An 18,749-nucleotide genomic window follows, 5' to 3' on the forward strand; every position below is an offset into this window, starting at 1 on the left:
CTTTAACCTTCTTGACGGATTGGCTTATGACCCCGAGCCCCTAGGCGCTGCAGCTAGACAAGAATTTGATTTGGGGAGGGAACTGAAAATGAACGCGGATGCTAAGAGATTATCAAAAATAATACCCAAAGTAGGGATTATTGAAAAAATAAAACCTCATGCAGAACTGATTGCGGCAGGTTTAAGCGGTGTTTTCATAGCAACAGGATGGATTACAGACAAAATGAATGACCATGTTGCCTCTATTATCTTTTATTTGTTGGCGTTTGTGATTGGCGGATTTGCCAAGGCAAAGGAAGGAATCGAAGCAACGTATGAAAACAAACAGTTAAACGTCGAAATGCTAATGATATTTGCAGCGATTGGGTCCGCGATTATTGGCTATTGGACGGAAGGCGCAATATTAATCTTTATATTTGCTGTTAGTGGTGCATTAGAAACTTATACAATGAACAAGAGTCACAAAGAGATTTCATCGCTAATGAAGCTTCAGCCTGAAGAAGCTCTTCTTATTAACAACGGAGTTGAAAGGCGTGTACCAGTTTCCGAGCTTGAAGTCGGTGACCACATTCTTGTTAAGCCTGGGGAAAGAATTCCTTCCGATGGTGTCATAAAGAAGGGGCATACAAATATTGATGAAGCGGCAATTACTGGAGAATCAATGCCCGTCTCAAAAGGACTAGAGACGGAAGTGTTTGCAGGGACGGTAAATTTAACTGGTGCTATTACTGTTGCAACAACAAAAGCAAGTAACGAAACACTCTTTCACAAGATTATTGAGCTTGTACAATCTGCTCAAAGTGAAAAGTCTCCATCACAACTATTTATTGAACGATTTGAAGGTACCTATGTAAAAACGGTTTTAGTTGTCGTTTTATTGATGATGTTCCTTCCCTATTTCTTACTTGATTGGACATGGAATGAGTCGTTTTACCGAGCGATGATTTTATTAGTAGTTGCATCCCCTTGTGCCCTTGTTGCTTCCATTATGCCAGCAACCTTGTCCGCCATTTCCAATGGGGCAAAACGTGGGATTTTAGTCAAAGGCGGCGTGCATTTAGAGAATCTAAGCCATTTGAAAGCTATTGCCTTCGACAAAACTGGTACGCTGACCAAAGGGAAACCTGAGGTTACCGAAATTATCGTCAATGAAAACTTTGTTGAAGCAGAACTATTATGGAAAACTGCTTCGATAGAAAATCAATCCAATCATCCTCTTGCACAATCGATTGTTAAATATGTTAAAGCCAATCTTGACCGAGACCTTCTTCAGCCAGAAAAACTGGAAGATGTTTCGGGGTGGGGTGTAAAAGCGGAAATAAATGGTGAGCAGTGGAAAATTGGCAAGGCAGATTTTGTTGGAAAAGAGGCTGCTCTATCATTCGCAGACGGCAAAGCAGTCAGCCTGGCAAGTCAAGGAAATACTCTTGTATTTGTGCAAGTTAACGATTGTTTAGCTGCGATGATTGCTTTAAAAGATGTGGTTAGACAAGAAACAAAGATGGCCATCGATCATTTAAAGAAACAAGGTATTTACACAGTGATGCTGACTGGCGATAGTGAGAAAACGGCAAATGCGATTGCAGAAGAAAGTCATGTGGATCAGTTCTTTGCAGAATGTCTGCCTGAAGAAAAAGTGGAGCAGCTTAAAAAGCTGAAGGAGAAATATGGAACCATTGCGATGGTTGGTGATGGCATTAATGATGCCCCCGCTTTAGCGACAGCAAATGTTGGAATTGCCATGGGGGAAGGATCGGATGTGGCACTTGAAACCGCGGATGTGGTCCTAATGAAAAATGATTTACCACGGATTGCCGAAGCGATTCATCTTTCGAAACGGATGAACACAATTATTAAACAAAATGTAATCTTCTCCATCATGGTGATTATGATTTTAATATCATCTAACTTTTTTCAATTGTTGGATTTGCCATTTGGAGTAATTGGGCATGAAGGTAGTACCATTCTCGTGATACTAAACAGCTTAAGACTGCTCAAAAATTAAAAGACCGGGCGTATAGCCCGGTTTATTTAATGGTATCCATTACTGCCGTTTGCAGATCCTGAAGTTTTGTTCCCTTTACTGCCTTTACCCTTTTGTTTTGTTCCGCCATCTTTTTTTGTATGTTTAGTCATGGTGAGCCCCCCTAGTTAATATCTGTTCCCCACCTATATTGTCTGCAGTTAAGAATTTTTCATAAGGATATTTTCTAAAAAATTGTTGTTAAAATCTTAAAGCCGATTTTAACGTGGAAATTTCTATTTTGCGTTTTAGAATTTAATTTATGAATTTAACAATTTGATTTATTCCTCTCGGTATAGAAAGCATTTATCTCGCCGCCGATAATGATAATAAACCCAGAGATGTATAACCAAATGAGCAAAACAATAATGGCTCCAATACTACCATAGGTCAGTGAAAAGTTGTTAAAATTACTTACGTAAAAAGATAAAGCATAGGAGGAAAGGATCCAGCCCACGGTTGCAAAACCTGCTCCTGGGAATGCACTTCTACAACGTAATTTAACATTAGGAGCTATCCAATATAATCCGGTGAAAATTAAAAATAATATTAGGGCACTGACGACTAATCTTAACATTTCCCAAATGCGGATGAATTCCAACTTAAATCCTAAATAGGAGAAAAGAAAAATTCCAATTTCCCTTCCGAATATCGGAAGTAATACAGCTACGATAAATACAAAAATCATTCCAATCGTCAGCAGGATGGCCATACCTCTAGATACAATAAAAGAACGGCTTTCGTCCACATTGTATGCTTTGTTAAAAGCTCTCACCAGTGCATGAATACCATTAGATGCAGACCAGATTGTTCCAATAACCCCAAAGGAAAGCAATCCTCCATTGCGATTATTCATCACATGGTTAACATTTTTTTCGATTAAATCCATTGTCTGTGGGGGTGCAAACTCTCTAATACTCCCTAAAATATCGGGGTATGGTATGGGCAGATATGGCAGTAACGTAAAAATAAAAATAAGAAGTGGAAACAGTGAAAGAAGAAAAAAATAGGCGAGCTGAGCGGATAAACCTGGTATATCATCTTCTTCAATCCGGTGCCATAACAGTCTTAACAGGGATTTACGGACATTCACTGCCTTCTCCATTTTCTCACCTCTCCTTAAAATGACAAATTCTATTCTTTTTTCTCTATTGGTTCTTCCACGACTTTAACCTCTTTTAATAAATCTTCAACGGTTGTCGTATCTTCATGCTTTAAAAAGGTACTTTTCGTTTCCCTTACCACTTCTTTTACTTGGGGCGTTAACTCACGGAGTTCGTCAACTTTTTCGGTTATGTAAGAAATGTCCTCGCTCACCTGCTCAATAGTATTTCTAATTTTTTCGGCAGTCTCTTTCACATTTTCTGTTATTTCTTGTGGATGGCGAACCACATAAGAAACCTGCTCGTACGCTTTTTTCACATTTACCTTCATATCCTGCCGTGTTTTTTTATCTAACAAGCTAAGTGCTCCACCTGCTAAGGCACCATAGAAAATGCCTTTAAAAAATAAATTCTTACCCATTTTTTTAACCTCTCCTTTCAAGATGTTTTTATCATTCATTTCTGCCACTATGAAAAAAATACCAATAAACTCCACTTTATATTCTGCTTTAAGCTTGCGGCAAAATGCAAGCGTCGATCATATTTTACTCCTATTATTTTATTACCCAACATTAGGTGCATTAAAACAAGTTTAGATTGACATCTTCCAATGAAAATGGAAAGATAAAGTTACGAATACTGAAAGGGTGACGGGATGAATTTATCAGAAAAAACAGTAGAAAATGTTGAGTATATGATTGAACAAATAAAGGAAAAATTAAAGGTACTAAATCTCGGAGCCATTAAATCTTCACACTTTGATGAGGAAATGTACGAGGAATTAAAAGAAATTTATGAAATGGTTATGAAAAAACCTTCTTTTAGCCCTAACGAAATGCAAGCTTTGGTGGAGGAATTAGGGAACCTTCGCAAAAATAAGTAAAACAGATCTCGAGAGATCTGTTTTTTTATTTTTCCTGTTCAGTTAAAATAATCGGACCATCCTTGGTGATGGCAATGGTGTGTTCATACTGTGCCGAATATTTCCCATCAATCGTCCTAGCAGTCCAGCCATTACTATCCATTTTTGTTTGGTACATACCGATATTGACCATTGGCTCAATAGTAAATACCATTCCTTCTTTTATTCTAGGACCTTTTCCAGGCAGCCCATAATGTGGTACATCAGGTTTTTCATGAATGACTGCTCCAATTCCATGACCAATAAAATCACGAACAACCGATAAGCCTTCTCCTTCTACATAGGTTTGAATAGCATGACCGATATCTCCAATCCGATTTCCAGGGACAGCCTGCTCAATTCCTTTATAGAGTGCCTCTTTTGTAACCATTAATAAATGATCTGTTTCCTTAGGGACAGTTCCAATAGCATAAGACCATGCTGAATCCGCTAATCCGCCATTATAGTTGACGACCATATCTATTGTTACGATATCGCCTTCCTTTAATGGTTCCTTTCTTGGGAATCCATGACATATTTCGTCGTTAATGCTCGCACAGGTGGCGTATTTATAGCCCTTATAGCCCTTTTGCTGTGGGGTGGCATTGTGTTTTTTAAGAAAATCATCCACAAACTCATCAATTTCCCAAGTTGTTATACCTGGTTTAATCATTTTTGCAATTTCTTTATGGCATGAAGCAAGAATTTCCCCTGCTTTTTTCATTCTCTCGATTTCCCGCAGTGATTTAAGAACAATCATGATCTTCCCAACCTTTTTATATTATTTTTATGTATTCTTAGAGAATTGGAAACACACTTTAATCTTATCGCTAAGCTAACATTTTTTCAAAAAGTTTTTGACTTTGATAAATATTTTTGTCATAATAAACTGTTCTTAATATGGAACTTTTTCCGCTTTTCTGATAAAATTATTATAGCAATAATAAAAATTAGGTGTGTGAGCCCATGATAGGTGATCGTGTAAAAAAACTTCGGTTAGAAAAAAGGATGTCATTATCAGAACTTGCTGAGCAAGCTGGAGTTGCTAAATCTTATTTAAGCTCTCTTGAGCGAAACCTGCAAAGAAATCCATCAATTCAATTCCTTGAAAAGATTTCTTCTGTATTAAACGTTCCTGTTGACCATTTAATAAATGAACACATTAATAAAGAAGAATTAGATAGTGATTGGATGAGCATTGTTAAAGAGGCGATGGATTCGGGTGTCTCTAAAGAACAATTTCGCGATTTTATTGAATTCAATAAGTGGCGAATTGGCCAAAATAATAACGAATAAAAAAGAACAAAGCATACTACCAGGATTTTTGTAGTATGCTTTGTTCTTTTATGTATCTTAGCGATTCTTAAGTACTACCTCTCTGGCTTCGTTCTGATGGAGAAAATTAAGGATTGTTTCCTTCGAAATTCCTAGGTCCTTTGCCTCTAAAATAAGAGCTAGCCATTCTGCATCCATACCATTTTTCATACTGTCAGTTATGCCCACTCACATTCACTCCTAAAATACATATTCGTATTCCAGGTAGCCCGGCCATCATAGTAAAATCTATACCTTAGATCCTCGGCTTTGCGTCCCCATTTTTCAATGGGTTTGCCCTTTTCTGTTTCTTATTACTCATAAATCATTGATTATTCAGTATATTCAATAGACAAGCTTTCCTGTTAAATAATGACTATGTTTATTATATATAGTACTTTTTCAGTATCGTGTTGGAATTTGTCAAATGGTTTATTTTTTCGAACCTTTTTTTTACACAAAATATTCCAATTTTCTACAAAAGAGCTTTATGGAATTCGCAGAATTCCTGAAATTCACAATCAATATGGAAGATTTACGGAAAAACAGAGGGATAAAAGTCGATATTAGGTTATTTTACCTAATGAAAGTCTTTATAAAACGATACAAAAAGACCAGAAAAACGCAGTGAAATTTGTCTATTTTGTGACAATTGACATCTACCATAAACACCATTAAAATATACTAAATATTGTAAATATTCTAATATTGGTGGTGGATCTAGTCAATGACAACCATTCATGTGTTGAATTACGCTATCCCAATAGCCTTTGTTGTATTTTTTGGTTACCTTCTTGATCGCATTTGTAAACCTGCAAAGTCTGATGAAAATATAGAAGGTGATTAATACTCTGTCTCTCCTCTCCACTAATAATTTTCCTTCGTTTGGGAATGATACATTCGAAGACGAAAGGAGTGTTTAATTTGGCACGTGGAGAACATTTTAACCATAAGAAGAAAGGTCATCCTGGAAATTTACCAAAAGATAACGTAGTTGAGAAACACTCAAAGGATGCCATTGGAGACGAGGAATTTATTGTAGTGCAAGAGGCATTTAAGAATAGGGTAGAAACGAAAGACGTAGAATAAAAGGCGTGATTTTCACGCCTTTTTTGCCTGCCTAACATTATCAAATTTTTGAATAAGCTTCTTTAAGTCCCATTCTTTTAGACCTGTTGCAGCCCTTTCAATATCTATTGAAAAGATTCGATCCTTCTTTATAGAAGCAACAAGCTCCCTCCCCTTTTCATACACCCGCTTGGTCTGGCTGGCCATTTTATCTACCCCGCGAATTTCAACACCCTGCATGGCACAAATTAGTTCAATCGCCAGCACTCTTCGAGCATTCTGAATGATTTGATACGCATGCCTAGAGGCGATCGTTCCCATGCTCACATGGTCTTCCTGATTAGCAGAGGAGGGAATGGAATCGACACTTGCTGGGTGTGCCAGTGTTTTATTTTCTGATACTAACGACGCCGCCGCATATTGCATAATCATCGCACCTGACTGCAAACCAGGCTCAGGGCTTAAGAAAGGCGGCAAATCGTTCAACTGTGGATTTACTAATCTCTCGATACGTCTTTCAGATATATTCGCAAGCTCGGCAACGGCAATTTTCATAAAATCCATCGCGAAAGCAATTGGCTGCCCATGAAAATTCCCTCCTGAAATAACCTTTTCTCCGTCATCAAATATTAATGGATTGTCTGTAGCGGCATTCATTTCGATTTCTAATTTTTCTTTTACATAATCCAGTGCCTGCCAAGAAGCTCCATGAACCTGTGGAATACACCTTATAGAATAAGCATCTTGAACACGATATTCTCCCTGAACACTGGTTAATAAACTATCACTTAGGTAACCGCGGATTCTCGCTGCCGTGTCAATTTGCTGTTGGTAGCCTCTTGCTACATGAACCTCCTCGGCAAAGGCGTCAATGATTCCGTTCAATCCTTCAATTGTCATTGCAGCGATTAGTTCACTTTCAAATGCCAGCTGTTCCGCTTCAAGATAGCCGACAACTCCCATAGCTGTCATCGCCTGTGTTCCATTAATTAACGCGAGACCCTCTTTTGCCTCTAATGTTATCGGAAGAATCCCTTCCATTTGCAGCGCATGGATTGAATCCATCCTATTTCCTTTGTAAAATACTTCCCCTTCCCCAATCAGCACTAAAGCTAAATGGGAGAGTGGAGCCAAATCACCGCTGGCACCCAGTGAACCCTGTTGAGGAATAACCGGGATGATTTCAGCATTTAGCAATTCCAATAGTTTCTCAATCACGATGGGTCTAACACCTGAATATCCTTTTAAAAGTGCATTGGCTCGTAAAAGCACCATAACTTTTGAAACAATCTCAGGAAAAGGGTCGCCGACTCCACAAGCATGGGAGCGAATTAAGTTTAGTTGTAAATCCCTAACGTGTTCTTTATCGATTATGACATCACTGAACTTTCCAAAACCTGTATTTATACCGTACACCACTTTATGATTGGAAACGATTTTCTCCACCGCTTCACGGCTTTTCTTTACAAGGTCCATACTTTTCTCAGAAGCAATAACCTTTTCGTTTCGATATAAAACTTCTTTCATTTGCTCCAACGTTAAACTTTGACCTGTTAGCATAATCATATTTCTCACCTCTACCACTTTAATAGAATAAAGAAAGAGGCTGGATTCCATATCACATTAGATTTGGAGTCCAGCCTCTTTTATAAACATTACATAATTTAATTTTGTTTTTGGATGCCTCATAGGTTATCAGTCCATTCAAAAATTCTATTAGATTAATAATTATTGTATGTGATAAGAAGCTTGATTGTCAATGCAATTGTCAGAATTTTAGCACAATATCACTTTAGCAAGATAATATAAGAAAGGATTCCTGCTGTTTACAATATAGGCTTTATATACAAAACAAGTATATAAAGCCCAATTTTCTAATCGATATTGTTTTTGATCTTTCTTACTTCAAATTCAACTTCTTTAATGCATCTGCCAAAGCTGTATTAATCGGCTCTTCTTCCTTGTTTTGGTTATTCAGATACTTTTGTACCGTACGTTTATCCACTTTACCAGTAGATTCTTTTTTACGACGCGCTTCGAAGGCAGATAGTTTCTCACGATATCCACATTTACAAGCGAAAATTTGTCCTTCCCCTTCACCGCGAAGCTCAAGTTTTTTCTTGCATTGCGGGCAGCGCGCATTAGTGACGCGCGAAACATTTTTTCGATGTCCACATTCACGGTCTTGGCACACAAGCATTTTGCCTTTTTTCCCATTTACTTCAAGCATTGGTTTTCCACAGTCCGGACAACTTTTTGTAGAGATATTGTCGTGCTTATACTTTTTATTACTGTTTTTAATTTCAGCGACAATTTCTTTTGTGTACTTTTTCATTTCGCTGATAAAAACATCTTTTTTCAACTTGCCATGGGCAATTTGATCAAGTTTTTGTTCCCACTCAGCTGTTAAGGCAGGGGACTTCAGTTCTTCAGGCACCAAATCCAGCAATTGACGTCCTTTGGAAGTAAGGTGAATGTCTTTACCACGCTTTTCTATTAGAAATGAATTGAAAAGCTTTTCGATAATATCTGCACGAGTAGCTACAGTTCCTAATCCGCCCGTTGATTTTAAAGTTTCTGCCAGTTGTTTATTGTCGGTTCCCATATACTTCGTAGGATTTTCCATTGCAGACAATAATGTTGCCTCATTAAAACGGGCTGGCGGGCTGGTTTGACCTGATGTTTGCGCAATTAACTTCACGTTAAGGGTATTGTTTTTTTCAAGTCGTGGTAAAATCTGTTCCTTTAGGTCGTCTCCTGCATCCTCTTCTTCAAAGCGATTCTCGTATACCTCTTTCCATCCGCTCGAAAGAATAGTTTTTCCTCTTGCAACAAAGTTTTCTTCACCTATTTTTGCACGAAGCGTTAACTGCTCATACTCAAAAGCCGGGAATAACACGGCTAAAAATCGTTTCACCACTAAGTCATAAATTTTCCGTTCTTTATCTGTAAACGCTGAGAAGTTTACATACCCTTCTGTTGGAATAATCGCATGGTGATCGGACACTTTGCTGTCATCGACAAATGATTTCGATACTTTTATTGGCTTGCTTAAAATCTTATTAGTTAAGGGACGATACTCTCCTGCTCCACATGCTCTCAAGCGTTCTGGAAGCGTTTCTACAATATCTGAAGATAGGTAACGTGAGTCTGTTCGTGGATAGGTTAAGACTTTATGCTGCTCGTAGAGCTTTTGCATAATATTTAATGTTTCCTTTGCAGAATAACCAAAGATCTTGTTCGCATCGCGCTGTAATTCGGTTAAATCATAAAGCCCAGGAGAAAAGGATTTCTTCTGCTTTTTTTCAATTTCTTTTATAATGGCGTTTTGTTTGCCCAATTTCTTCACAATTGCGTCGACATTCTCTTTATCAAAGCTGCGACTATTTCCCTTTGCATCCTGCCAAGTCAATTTTAAATTGTCGGTGGTTTGTGCATCGATTCCATAATACGTTTGAGGTTTGAAGTTTTTAATTTCATCCTCCCGTGCTGCAATGATTGCAACCGTTGGAGTTTGAACTCGGCCGCAGTTTAACTGTGCATTAAAACGGGTTGTTAATGCACGGGTTGCATTCAGACCTATATACCAATCCGCTTCTGACCGTGCAACAGCAGATTCGTATAAATTTTCATAGGCTTTGCCCGGCTTCAAGTTGGAAAAGCCAGCTTTAATTGCTTTATCCGTAACGGAAGATATCCATAGACGTTTAGTAGGTTTATTAATCTTTGACTTAGCAAGTATCCATCTTGCAACTAATTCCCCCTCACGACCACTATCTGTTGCAATAACAATCTCCCCAACATCAGAGCGTTGTAGTTGGCTTTTCACAGCATGAAACTGCTTACTGGTTTGCTTAATAACAACAAGCTTTAACTCGTTTGGAAGCATTGGTAAATCTTCTATTTTCCAGGCTTTATATTTCTCGTCATAACTTTCAGGATCTGCAAGGGTAACTAAATGTCCTAGTGCCCATGTAACAATATATTTATCTCCTTCTAAAAAACCGTTTCCTTTTTTATGACAATTCAATACTCGTGCTATATCACGAGCAACAGAGGGCTTTTCGGCTATAACTACACTTTTTTTCATTAATTAACATCCTTTCAGTGAACCATTGAATAATAATATAGCATATTATTACTTGAATTACAGAATAGCATTGCTTAAATCAAGCTTTGAGAGATTAGGACTATATACGGATTGGTACATTCATTTTTACCTATCTTTTTTTCTTGTATTTATCTCTTTGGTGATAGTATGATGGAAAAGCGCTATCATACATATTGGCTTCGGAGGTACACATGAGGATTAGAGATTGGGATCCAAATTTGAAGGTTCGCTTATTTAGCGAAGCAATGATGAACATTACGTTTTGGATGTTCTTTCCTTTTCTGACGATTTATTTCGCAGACGAATTTGGTAAAAGTAGAGCTGGGTTATTATTGGTATTTTCACAGATTTTTTCAGTCATCGCAAACTTAATGGGCGGATACTGTGCCGACCGTTTCGGGCGTAAAAAGATGATGGTTCTCTCAGCGGTTGGACAAGGGCTTTCTTTCTTAGTTTTTGCTTTGGCAAGTTCTCCTTGGCTTCAGTCACCTTGGTTGGGATTTATCGCATTCGCAATTGCTGGTGTCTTTGGTTCGTTTTATTGGCCTGCCAGTCAAGCAATGGTGGCAGATGTCGTTGATGAAAAAGATCGAAGTAATGTATTTGCCATTTTCTACACTTCTATTAATATCGCAGTAGTAATTGGTCCTATTTTAGGAGCAATTTTTTATGTGAATTATCGTTTTGAAACTTTACTCTTTGCTGGTATTGTTTGTATGTTACTTGGCTTAATCTTAGCAAAATGGACAAGGGAAACAGCACCATTACAAAAAGTCGGTCCCTTGGAAGAGGACCGTAAATGGTACTATTTCCTACAAAACCAGCTGAAGGACTATACATTAATCATAAAAGATAAAACCTTCCTTCTTTTTATTATTGCGGGAGTCTTAGCTGGTCAAACATTTATGCAATTGGATTTATTATTTCCTGTTTATATGAAAGACGTTATCGATCTTCAAACACTGTTTTCAATAGGAGACTGGTCATTCACCGTTAAGGGTGAGCAAGCTTTTGGTATTGTGCTTGCAGAAAATGGCTTCCTCGTTGCATTGCTAACGGTAGTGATTACAAAATGGATGGGAAGCTATAAAGAACGAAATGTGTTTGTGTTGTCCTCCGTTATATATGCGATTTCGATTGTACTCTTTAGTCAAACTCATTGGATTTGGGGATTTATCATCGCAATGGCGGTCTTTACCTTTGCTGAGTTAATGGGAGCTGGAATTCAACAAAGCTTTGTCTCGAAGCTTGCTCCTGAGGATATGAGAGGACAATATTTTGCTGCGGCGAGCTTACGTTTCACCATCAGCCGTACAATTGCTCCGTTATCTATTCCATTGACGGTTTTGATTGGGTATGAGTGGACATTTTTCGTCCTTGGCCTATTGGCGCTTGCAAGTGCCGGATTGTATTGGATAATGTTTTATTCCTTTGAAAAGAAAACTGCATTGGATCCTCATTAGGGTCCTTTTTTTGTTTAGGCTGTGTTAAACTTGTCTGTTAATTTCCGTTCCAGGCACTTCGCTTTCCGCGGGCGGTCCGGGGAGCCTCCTCGGCGCTTAAGCGCCTGCGGGGTCTCCCCCTGCCCCGTCCTCCCGCAGGAGTCTTCGTGCCTTCCACTCCAATCAACAATTTGACTTACACAGCGTATGTTCAAAAAACCGTCAATAAATTGTACTAAAATATTCACATCTTACCTATTTACTATTATAATTAATATGTAATCGGTTTCTAATATAAGGATGGTGGTATTGATGGAATTATCTCAATTTATGTCCCCCACTTCATGGTCCGGTATTATTACATTTTTAGTATTATTTTCAGCGGGTGTTTATTTTAATATTAAAGTATATGGTAGTAAATTAGAGTAGAGATTCACATCCCTACTTATTTTTTTACCTAATTTTAAAGTGAACAACACTAAACTGTTATAAGTTTCTTTTTCACCTTAAAAGGGCTAAAATGAAAAAGGAAGATTCTGAAAAAGGGAGATTATATGATGAGTGAATTTCAAAGAAACCTTGAGAAATATGCAGAGCTTGCCGTTAAGGTTGGTGTAAATATACAGAAGGGTCAAATTTTGGTTATTAATACGACCCTAGACGCAGCAGAATTTGTCCGTCAGGTTGTGAAAAGTGCCTATGAAGCCGGTGCAGATAACGTGGTAGTTAACTGGACTGACGATGTGGTATCTCGAACAAAATATGAATTAGCACCAGATGAAGCTTTTACTACATATCCTGTTTGGCGTGCAAAGGAAATGGAAGATTTTGTTGATCAAGGGGCCGCTTTTATGGCCATTGTTTCTTCCAGCCCTGACTTATTGAAAGGTATTAATCCAGAACGTATTTCTAACTTCCAAAAGGCTGCAGGAACGGCGCTGGCTAAATACCGACAAGCAGCACAATCTGATAAAGTGAGCTGGACAGTGATCGCCGCTCCATCTCCTGCTTGGGCAAGAAAGGTTTTCCCTGATGCACCAAGTGACCAACAAGTTTCATTACTATGGGACGCCATCTTCAAAGCTGTTCGTGTCGATACTGAGAATCCTGTGGAAGCTTGGAAGAAGCACGATGAAACCTTACATGAAAAGGTTAACTATTTAAATGATAGACACTATCAAAAGCTTCACTATACTGCACCAGGAACTGACTTAACAATCGAACTCCCGGATAACCATCTTTGGGTTGGGGCTGGCAGTATAAACGAAAATGGTTTTGAATTTATGGCGAATATGCCAACCGAAGAAGTTTTCACTGTTCCTCATCGTGATGGTGTGAATGGTACCGTTGCAAGTACCAAGCCATTAAGCTACGGCGGAAATATAATTGACCGATTCTCTGTTACTTTTGAAAATGGAAGAATTGTTGATTATAAGGCTGAAGAAGGTGAGGAGTTCCTAAAGCGTTTAGTTGAGACGGATGAAGGTTCACATTATCTTGGTGAAGTAGCTCTAGTTCCTTTCAACTCACCAATTTCACAATCTAATGTACTATTCTATAATACTTTGTTTGATGAAAATGCTTCAAACCACTTAGCAATCGGAAGCGCTTATGCGTTCTGTATTGAAGGTGGTAAGAAAATGTCCGCTGAAGAACTAAAAGAAAATGGTCTCAATGACAGTATTACACATGTCGATTTCATGATTGGCTCGGAAGATATGGACATCGATGGCATTAAAGCTGATGGAACTAGCGAACCGGTATTTAAAAAAGGCAATTGGGCTTTTTAAATGGTATAATGTAAGGAGCAGCTTCCAGCAGGAAGCTGCTCTTACTGATTATATGGATAAAAATGGAGGATTTTATATGTTAAATGAGTTTAAGAAATTTGCCATGAGAGGCAATGTAATTGATCTTGCTGTCGGGGTTGTCATTGGCGGTGCATTTGGGAAAATCGTTTCCTCGCTTGTTGCTGATATTATTATGCCAATTGTGGCAATGCTCGTTGGTAGAGTTAGTGTCGCGGACCTAGCGTTTGGGGAAGTAAAATATGGGGTATTTATACAATCGATTATCGATTTCTTGATCATTGCTTTTTCTATATTTCTGTTTATTAAATTCCTCTCTCGTTTCAAAAAGAAAGAAGAAGTTAAAGTGGTGGTTCAAATTGACAAGAAAGAAGAATTACTTGCTGAAATACGAGATTTATTAAAAGCAGAAAAAGATTTTTCTAGATAATGAAACATCTTGACCTTTTCTTCGTATATTCTAGATATAAACTATTTTCGAGGTGAAGAAAAATTGTATACACAAACATCTACTGAATTTTTGCCATCTGTAATTAGGACATTTTCCCTTTCTTTAGCCATCGCCTTCGTTGGGACCATGGCAGGAACCTTTGTACCGCCGGCATTATTTTTACCATTAGCGATCCTTGAATTCGTTTTGTTGATGATTGCCTTTTTCTTTAGACGCAAAAAAGCCATTTCTTATACCTTCCTGTATATCTTCACTTTTATATCAGGAATTACGTTATACCCGATTGTTTCTTATTATGCAATGACTGCTGGAGCAAACGTAGTCTTGATGGCTTTCGGAAGTACCACAGTCGTGTTTACTGGAGTAGCCATTTATGCAACAGTTTCCAAACGTAATTTCTCTTTCTTAGGGGGATTCCTGTTAGCAGCTTTATTAGCTTTAGTTGCTGTTTCTATTTTTAATATTTTCATGCCGCTAAGTTCAACCGGTATGCTTGCATTCTCTTTCATTGGCGTATTGGTTTTTAGTGGATATGTATTGTTCGATTTCAACCGTATGAAGCATTATGGAGTAAGTGCGGAAGAAGTTCCTTTGATGGCATTAAATCTTTACTTAGACTTTATTAATCTATTCGTAAGTATTTTGCGCATCTTCGGAATTCTTTCATCTAAGGATTAACATAATGAAGCCGGGATTTCTCTCCCGGCTTTTTATAATGCAAAGGATTGGAGCTTTGGTCTAAGGTGCTCCTTTCCCCTTTTCATTCTTGTTTTTACTGTAGATATGGGAATTTTTTTTCTATTTGATATTTCAATTAATGTAAGGTCTTTAAAATAATAGAGAAATAGTGCAGATTGGTATATTTCTGGTAATGCCTTTACACTTTCAACCATTTTTTCTGTTGAATATTTATGTAGTACCTCTTCTTCGGGGAGAGGTGGTGCTTCAACTGTTGTCGAGTAAGAATACACCTCTTCCTTCCAAAACTGTTTTGTTTTATTTTCTTTCCGCCAATAATCCCGACACTTATTTCTTGCTATCGTAAACAACCAGCCTTTTAATCTAGCGGGTTCCTTAATGGTATGAAAAGCCAAATAGGCAGATACCAAAGCCTCCTGATAGAGATCCTCTGCAAGTTCTTTTTTTCTAACTAAAGAAAATATATAGTTAAATATGGCTTTCCCATGTTCTTTTACCATAACTTCAAACGAATCAGTCATTCTATCCCGCATTTTTTCAAACCTTCTTTCCATTTAAAACTTCTCACACTAATAGACGGAATACAAATCTCTAAACCCTACACTAACGAGCATTTTTTTCTTAATTATTTTTTTCGATAAGACCTCTCATAAAAATCGAAACACCGATACTTTTACAAATGCTCAAATAATGCATCAATGCCAATAAGACGGATCCGGTATTCATAGCGATAATTACACCGTCCATTCTCCATTCGGGGCGTGATGATAGGGCAATGATGATTGCAAAAGAGACAATTGTTGACCAAATACCATGAATAAACGTTTCCTTTATCAGTCCTAAGCCAATTAAAAATGCCTGCATTGGCATCACAAAAAAATGGAATAGAAAAAACGGCCAGAGCATTTGTAAATAACTAGCGGCAGTTGAAGATTCAAAGAATATGGAAGTAAGCTGCGGAGCAAAAACATAGAAAACAACCACGGCTGGCACCCCATAAAGAAATGTAAGCATCATTACTTGTGAAAGCATTTTTTGCAATGTCGAGTAATCTCTATTCGAATACGTTTTTGATACAGCCGGAATTAAAACAGTCATTAAAGAATGCGCAATGAACGCCGGGAAAAATCCAATTGACGCGGCAACTCCCATTAGCATGCCAAAGTGCTCAGTCGCAATGGTTTCCGACAATCCAGATCGCACCAATGCCGCCTTAATTAAAAAGGGTTGAACCGCACCAGTTAAAGCGGAGAATAGTCGTAAACCTGTCGTTGGAACTGATACGGCCATTAAATTTTTCCGAACAGCTTTACGATTTAAATTGGAAAAGGGCATTCGTTTAAGCTGTTGAAATTGAATAATTAACATGTAGCATAAATAAAGAAACACAGCAATTTCACTGCCGATAAATGAAGCAATTGCAATGAGTACCGAAGCTTCTGAATCAAATTGAAAGAAACGAAATAAAAGATATAGTAATACTAGTTGAATTGATTTTCTTATGAAATTAGCAATGGCGATTTTCCCCATCTTGTGCCTGCCCATAAAATATCCCCGTGCTACAGAGGTAAAGGATATGACAGGTACGAGCAGAATAATGAACCATCTTGTATAAGGATGGTAGCCATCAAAAACTGAAATAAACGGAATAACAGCCATAGCGAACACCAAGAGGATACACGTAAAAATAATGGTAATCGTAATGGCATGATATAGGATATTTCGATGAAACCTATCTTCTTTTTCCGCAACGAACTTTGATATGGAAACCGGCAGTTCAAAGCTTGATAAGAGGACTAGCAGATAAATAGATGGAAGGATCGACATATATAAACCTAATCCATGCTTGCCCAATTCTTTTGCAAGAATTAAATTAACTAAGAACTCTACACCTTCCCCTAAAAAGGCGGATAGGGCTAAAAATAATATTCCTTTGTAAAAGATGGCCATAACGAACTCCCCTTTAAAACAATCTCACTTTTAATAAGCTATGAGACAAGTTGTTTGAATAGTAGAGAGAATTAAAAAAAGCATAAAAAAAGGGCGCTTGGCCCTTTCTACACATTTTTTGTTATAGTCTGTTTCCTTACTACCCAAGTCATAAAGAGAATGACAACAACTAACAATAGTTGTGGTAATGTGGTTTCCCATGTTGGGTACAATCCAATCCAATCAACAAACGGGAAGTTAATAACTGTGCTCGTCGAAAAAACTTTAGAAATCTGTAAAGCATGGATACTAATTCCGAGCATTTTAAACGCTAAGAAATAAATTACAAAGGTTGCCACTTTAAAAAATACATGAATTGGAATTTTTACACTGTAGTAAATAATCATAAAGCCGAAAATAGCTAATATGATCACTGCTAAAACAATTCCCACAACAAGTTGTCGAATGCTTATATAGGGTGTTATTCCAGTGTAAAAAATAATCGTCTCGGCCCCTTCACGGAAAATCGAAAGAAAACTAATAACGGCAAATGAAAAGAGGCTTCCTTGTGCAACTGCTTGTTGCATCTGCAGCTTTACATACTTATTCCAATTTTCAATACTTGATTTTTTATGAAGCCATGCTCCAACCGATAACATCATAACCACAGCCAAAATACCAGTTATTCCTTCAATATATTCTCGACTGGAAGCTGCAGTAATCTTGGAGAAAATAATATTGATTAGAACTGCAAGTAAGGCACTTGCTAAGATGCCACCTGCCACTCCAGTCCAAATCCATTTTTGTTGAGATGACTGACCTATTTTCTTTAAAAAGGCAAGTAAGGTTGCAATAATTAACAAACCCTCTATCCCTTCCCTTAATAAAATAAGTGCAGAATCCCAAAATGAATAATTGGTTTTACTAATTAATGGTTCTAATTTCGCATTTAAATCCTTAACTATTTCCAATGCCTTGGGACCATTCACTTTATCAGAACTTAAAATACTGATAGCTGTTGGAATTTTCGTTTCGATTTCACTATATAACTTACTGTCTCTGGTTTGTACTTCCCCTTCAACCATTGGCCATATGTTGAGAATTTCATTTAAATGCTGAGTAGAACTCTTATAATCATTATTGGCAATCTCTTTTTCTGCCTTCTTTATTAGCGTGGAAACATCTGTTAAAGAAAAATCACTTTTAACCTCTTTTGAAAATTTACCGGCTAAAAATTTCTCCACTTCCTGTGTTAATTTATCTACATTCGTTTCAGCCTTTTTTAGATCCACAGGGTTTTGAGTAATTGAAATTCGGATTAAAGCCATGTATTTTTCAATATTCCCGTAAGAAGAAATACTTTCATCATGAACAATTTTTTCCGAAGCATTCCATTGATCCATTAGTGTTTGATACTGAATCTTTATATTAGCTACATTCCCATCCAAAATAGATCCCTTCAGATACTCTAGGAGAGGGAGCAATTTTTTAACCTGGACGGTTTGTTTTGTTCGATCTACCGGGTTTTGTTCTGTATCATATTTTACCAGGGAACTTGATAGTGCTGAGAGACTACTAGAAAGTATCTCTTTTTCTACTTCCCCTTTTGCTATTATACTTTGAACCTTCTCCAAATCTTGATCAACCAATTTTGCCTGTTCACTATTTGCATTCTTAATTTTTATCCATTCTTTAGCAAACTGTTCAATGTTATTCGAAACCGTTTCCTGATCGCCTGATTTTACTTTCATTAAACTATCGCCAATTAAGACAAACAGCTCGTCATGATTTTCTGCTGCCGCCACGTGGTGTGCAGCTTGAAAAAAAATGAATAAAGATAAAAATAATATGAAGGGCTTCCATAACATTTGCATTTATCTCTCTCCTCTATAAAAGGAAA

At 37.5% G+C, this 18,749-nt stretch carries 17 protein-coding genes and 1 riboswitch; of the genes, 8 read left to right on the plus strand and 9 right to left on the minus strand.

The features are described from left to right. Nucleotides 1-88 precede the first annotated feature (88 nt). The gene (locus ABC255_RS25265) at nucleotides 89-2,005 is read left to right on the plus strand and encodes a heavy metal translocating P-type ATPase (protein WP_412997779.1); all 1,917 of its coding nucleotides are present in this window, start codon (nucleotides 89-91) and stop codon (nucleotides 2,003-2,005) included. Nucleotides 2,006-2,291: 286 nt separating this feature from the next. Here ABC255_RS25265 and ABC255_RS25270 read toward each other — a convergent pair whose 3' ends face one another. Both ABC255_RS25270 and ABC255_RS25275 read right to left on the minus strand, forming a co-directional pair. Then, the gene (locus ABC255_RS25270) at nucleotides 2,292-3,128 is read right to left on the minus strand and encodes a YihY/virulence factor BrkB family protein (RefSeq protein ID WP_412997781.1); all 837 of its coding nucleotides are present in this window, start codon (nucleotides 3,126-3,128) and stop codon (nucleotides 2,292-2,294) included. 29 nt (nucleotides 3,129-3,157) lie between these two features. Further along, on the minus strand, nucleotides 3,158-3,547 hold the full coding sequence (locus ABC255_RS25275) for a YtxH domain-containing protein (RefSeq protein WP_412997783.1): 390 nt from the start codon (nucleotides 3,545-3,547) through the stop codon (nucleotides 3,158-3,160). Nucleotides 3,548-3,781: 234 nt separating this feature from the next. Between ABC255_RS25275 and ABC255_RS25280 the strand changes: the two genes are divergently transcribed. Then, complete coding sequence (locus tag ABC255_RS25280) at nucleotides 3,782-4,009, plus strand: DUF1128 domain-containing protein (RefSeq protein WP_179157666.1); 228 nt, start codon at nucleotides 3,782-3,784, stop codon at nucleotides 4,007-4,009. A 25-nt stretch (nucleotides 4,010-4,034) separates the two neighbouring features. Here the strand turns inward: ABC255_RS25280 and map are convergent, their stop codons facing one another. Beyond that, entirely contained in the window at nucleotides 4,035-4,787 is a 753-nt protein-coding gene (gene map / locus ABC255_RS25285) for a type I methionyl aminopeptidase (RefSeq protein WP_412997785.1), read from the minus strand. A gap of 206 nt (nucleotides 4,788-4,993) precedes the next feature. On the opposite strand from map, the gene ABC255_RS25290 reads away from it, so the two are divergent. Next, nucleotides 4,994-5,323, plus strand: a complete 330-nt coding sequence (locus ABC255_RS25290) for a helix-turn-helix domain-containing protein (protein ID WP_179603763.1) — start codon at nucleotides 4,994-4,996, stop codon at nucleotides 5,321-5,323. A gap of 57 nt (nucleotides 5,324-5,380) precedes the next feature. Here ABC255_RS25290 and ABC255_RS25295 read toward each other — a convergent pair whose 3' ends face one another. Then, nucleotides 5,381-5,530, minus strand: a complete 150-nt coding sequence (locus ABC255_RS25295; RefSeq protein ID WP_412997787.1) for an anti-repressor SinI family protein — start codon at nucleotides 5,528-5,530, stop codon at nucleotides 5,381-5,383. Between the two features lie 32 nt (nucleotides 5,531-5,562). After that, nucleotides 5,563-5,650: riboswitch (cyclic di-GMP riboswitch) on the minus strand. Between the two features lie 615 nt (nucleotides 5,651-6,265). On the opposite strand from ABC255_RS25295, the gene ABC255_RS25300 reads away from it, so the two are divergent. Beyond that, entirely contained in the window at nucleotides 6,266-6,430 is a 165-nt protein-coding gene (locus ABC255_RS25300; protein ID WP_335532687.1) for a hypothetical protein, read from the plus strand. Nucleotides 6,431-6,442: 12 nt separating this feature from the next. On the opposite strand, the gene hutH is transcribed toward ABC255_RS25300, so the two are convergent. Continuing rightward, nucleotides 6,443-7,975: a histidine ammonia-lyase gene (hutH, locus tag ABC255_RS25305; RefSeq protein ID WP_412997789.1), complete on the minus strand. Its 1,533-nt coding sequence runs from the start codon at nucleotides 7,973-7,975 to the stop codon at nucleotides 6,443-6,445. Nucleotides 7,976-8,309: 334 nt separating this feature from the next. Continuing rightward, complete coding sequence (locus tag ABC255_RS25310; RefSeq protein ID WP_412997791.1) at nucleotides 8,310-10,499, minus strand: DNA topoisomerase III; 2,190 nt, start codon at nucleotides 10,497-10,499, stop codon at nucleotides 8,310-8,312. Between the two features lie 212 nt (nucleotides 10,500-10,711). Between ABC255_RS25310 and ABC255_RS25315 the strand changes: the two genes are divergently transcribed. From ABC255_RS25315 to ABC255_RS25330, 4 genes are all read left to right on the plus strand, one after another. Beyond that, a complete protein-coding gene (locus ABC255_RS25315) occupies nucleotides 10,712-11,983 on the plus strand; it encodes an MDR family MFS transporter (RefSeq protein WP_412997793.1) in 1,272 nt (423 codons plus the stop codon). 536 nt (nucleotides 11,984-12,519) lie between these two features. Continuing rightward, nucleotides 12,520-13,752, plus strand: a complete 1,233-nt coding sequence (locus ABC255_RS25320; RefSeq protein WP_412997795.1) for an aminopeptidase — start codon at nucleotides 12,520-12,522, stop codon at nucleotides 13,750-13,752. 76 nt (nucleotides 13,753-13,828) lie between these two features. Continuing rightward, on the plus strand, nucleotides 13,829-14,200 hold the full coding sequence (mscL, locus tag ABC255_RS25325) for a large conductance mechanosensitive channel protein MscL (RefSeq protein ID WP_412998637.1): 372 nt from the start codon (nucleotides 13,829-13,831) through the stop codon (nucleotides 14,198-14,200). Nucleotides 14,201-14,263: 63 nt separating this feature from the next. Beyond that, on the plus strand, nucleotides 14,264-14,899 hold the full coding sequence (locus tag ABC255_RS25330; RefSeq protein ID WP_412997797.1) for a Bax inhibitor-1/YccA family protein: 636 nt from the start codon (nucleotides 14,264-14,266) through the stop codon (nucleotides 14,897-14,899). A gap of 32 nt (nucleotides 14,900-14,931) precedes the next feature. Here the strand turns inward: ABC255_RS25330 and ABC255_RS25335 are convergent, their stop codons facing one another. From ABC255_RS25335 to ABC255_RS25345, 3 genes are all read right to left on the minus strand, one after another. Further along, nucleotides 14,932-15,441, minus strand: a complete 510-nt coding sequence (locus tag ABC255_RS25335; RefSeq protein WP_412997798.1) for an RNA polymerase sigma factor — start codon at nucleotides 15,439-15,441, stop codon at nucleotides 14,932-14,934. 100 nt (nucleotides 15,442-15,541) lie between these two features. Beyond that, nucleotides 15,542-16,870 carry an oligosaccharide flippase family protein gene (locus ABC255_RS25340; RefSeq protein ID WP_412997800.1) on the minus strand — a complete coding sequence of 443 codons (1,329 nt, stop codon included), beginning with the start codon at nucleotides 16,868-16,870 and terminating at the stop codon, nucleotides 15,542-15,544. A gap of 107 nt (nucleotides 16,871-16,977) precedes the next feature. Then, nucleotides 16,978-18,723, minus strand: coding sequence for an FTR1 family iron permease (locus ABC255_RS25345; protein ID WP_412997801.1), 1,746 nt, complete (start codon nucleotides 18,721-18,723; stop codon nucleotides 16,978-16,980). Between the last annotated feature and the right edge of the window lie 26 nt (nucleotides 18,724-18,749).

Source organism: Neobacillus canaveralius (assembly GCF_047237705.1).
Classification (GTDB): Bacteria; Bacillota; Bacilli; order Bacillales; family Cytobacillaceae; genus Neobacillus; species Neobacillus niacini_K.

Bases quoted from the DNA above. Each gene is read 5' to 3' on its own strand.
- ABC255_RS25310 (WP_412997791.1), bottom strand. From the start codon at position 10,499: ATGAAAAAAAGTGTAGTTATAGCCGAAAAGCCCTCTGTTGCTCGTGAT.
- ABC255_RS25335 (WP_412997798.1), bottom strand. From the start codon at position 15,441: ATGACTGATTCGTTTGAAGTTATGGTAAAAGAACATGGGAAAGCCATA.
- ABC255_RS25270 (WP_412997781.1), bottom strand. From the start codon at position 3,128: ATGGAGAAGGCAGTGAATGTCCGTAAATCCCTGTTAAGACTGTTATGG.
- mscL (WP_412998637.1), top strand. From the start codon at position 13,829: ATGTTAAATGAGTTTAAGAAATTTGCCATGAGAGGCAATGTAATTGAT.
- ABC255_RS25315 (WP_412997793.1), top strand. From the start codon at position 10,712: ATGAGGATTAGAGATTGGGATCCAAATTTGAAGGTTCGCTTATTTAGC.
- hutH (WP_412997789.1), bottom strand. From the start codon at position 7,975: ATGATTATGCTAACAGGTCAAAGTTTAACGTTGGAGCAAATGAAAGAA.
- ABC255_RS25275 (WP_412997783.1), bottom strand. From the start codon at position 3,547: ATGGGTAAGAATTTATTTTTTAAAGGCATTTTCTATGGTGCCTTAGCA.
- ABC255_RS25290 (WP_179603763.1), top strand. From the start codon at position 4,994: ATGATAGGTGATCGTGTAAAAAAACTTCGGTTAGAAAAAAGGATGTCA.
- ABC255_RS25320 (WP_412997795.1), top strand. From the start codon at position 12,520: ATGAGTGAATTTCAAAGAAACCTTGAGAAATATGCAGAGCTTGCCGTT.
- ABC255_RS25280 (WP_179157666.1), top strand. From the start codon at position 3,782: ATGAATTTATCAGAAAAAACAGTAGAAAATGTTGAGTATATGATTGAA.
- ABC255_RS25265 (WP_412997779.1), top strand. From the start codon at position 89: ATGAACGCGGATGCTAAGAGATTATCAAAAATAATACCCAAAGTAGGG.
- ABC255_RS25345 (WP_412997801.1), bottom strand. From the start codon at position 18,723: ATGCAAATGTTATGGAAGCCCTTCATATTATTTTTATCTTTATTCATT.
- map (WP_412997785.1), bottom strand. From the start codon at position 4,787: ATGATTGTTCTTAAATCACTGCGGGAAATCGAGAGAATGAAAAAAGCA.
- ABC255_RS25340 (WP_412997800.1), bottom strand. From the start codon at position 16,870: ATGGCCATCTTTTACAAAGGAATATTATTTTTAGCCCTATCCGCCTTT.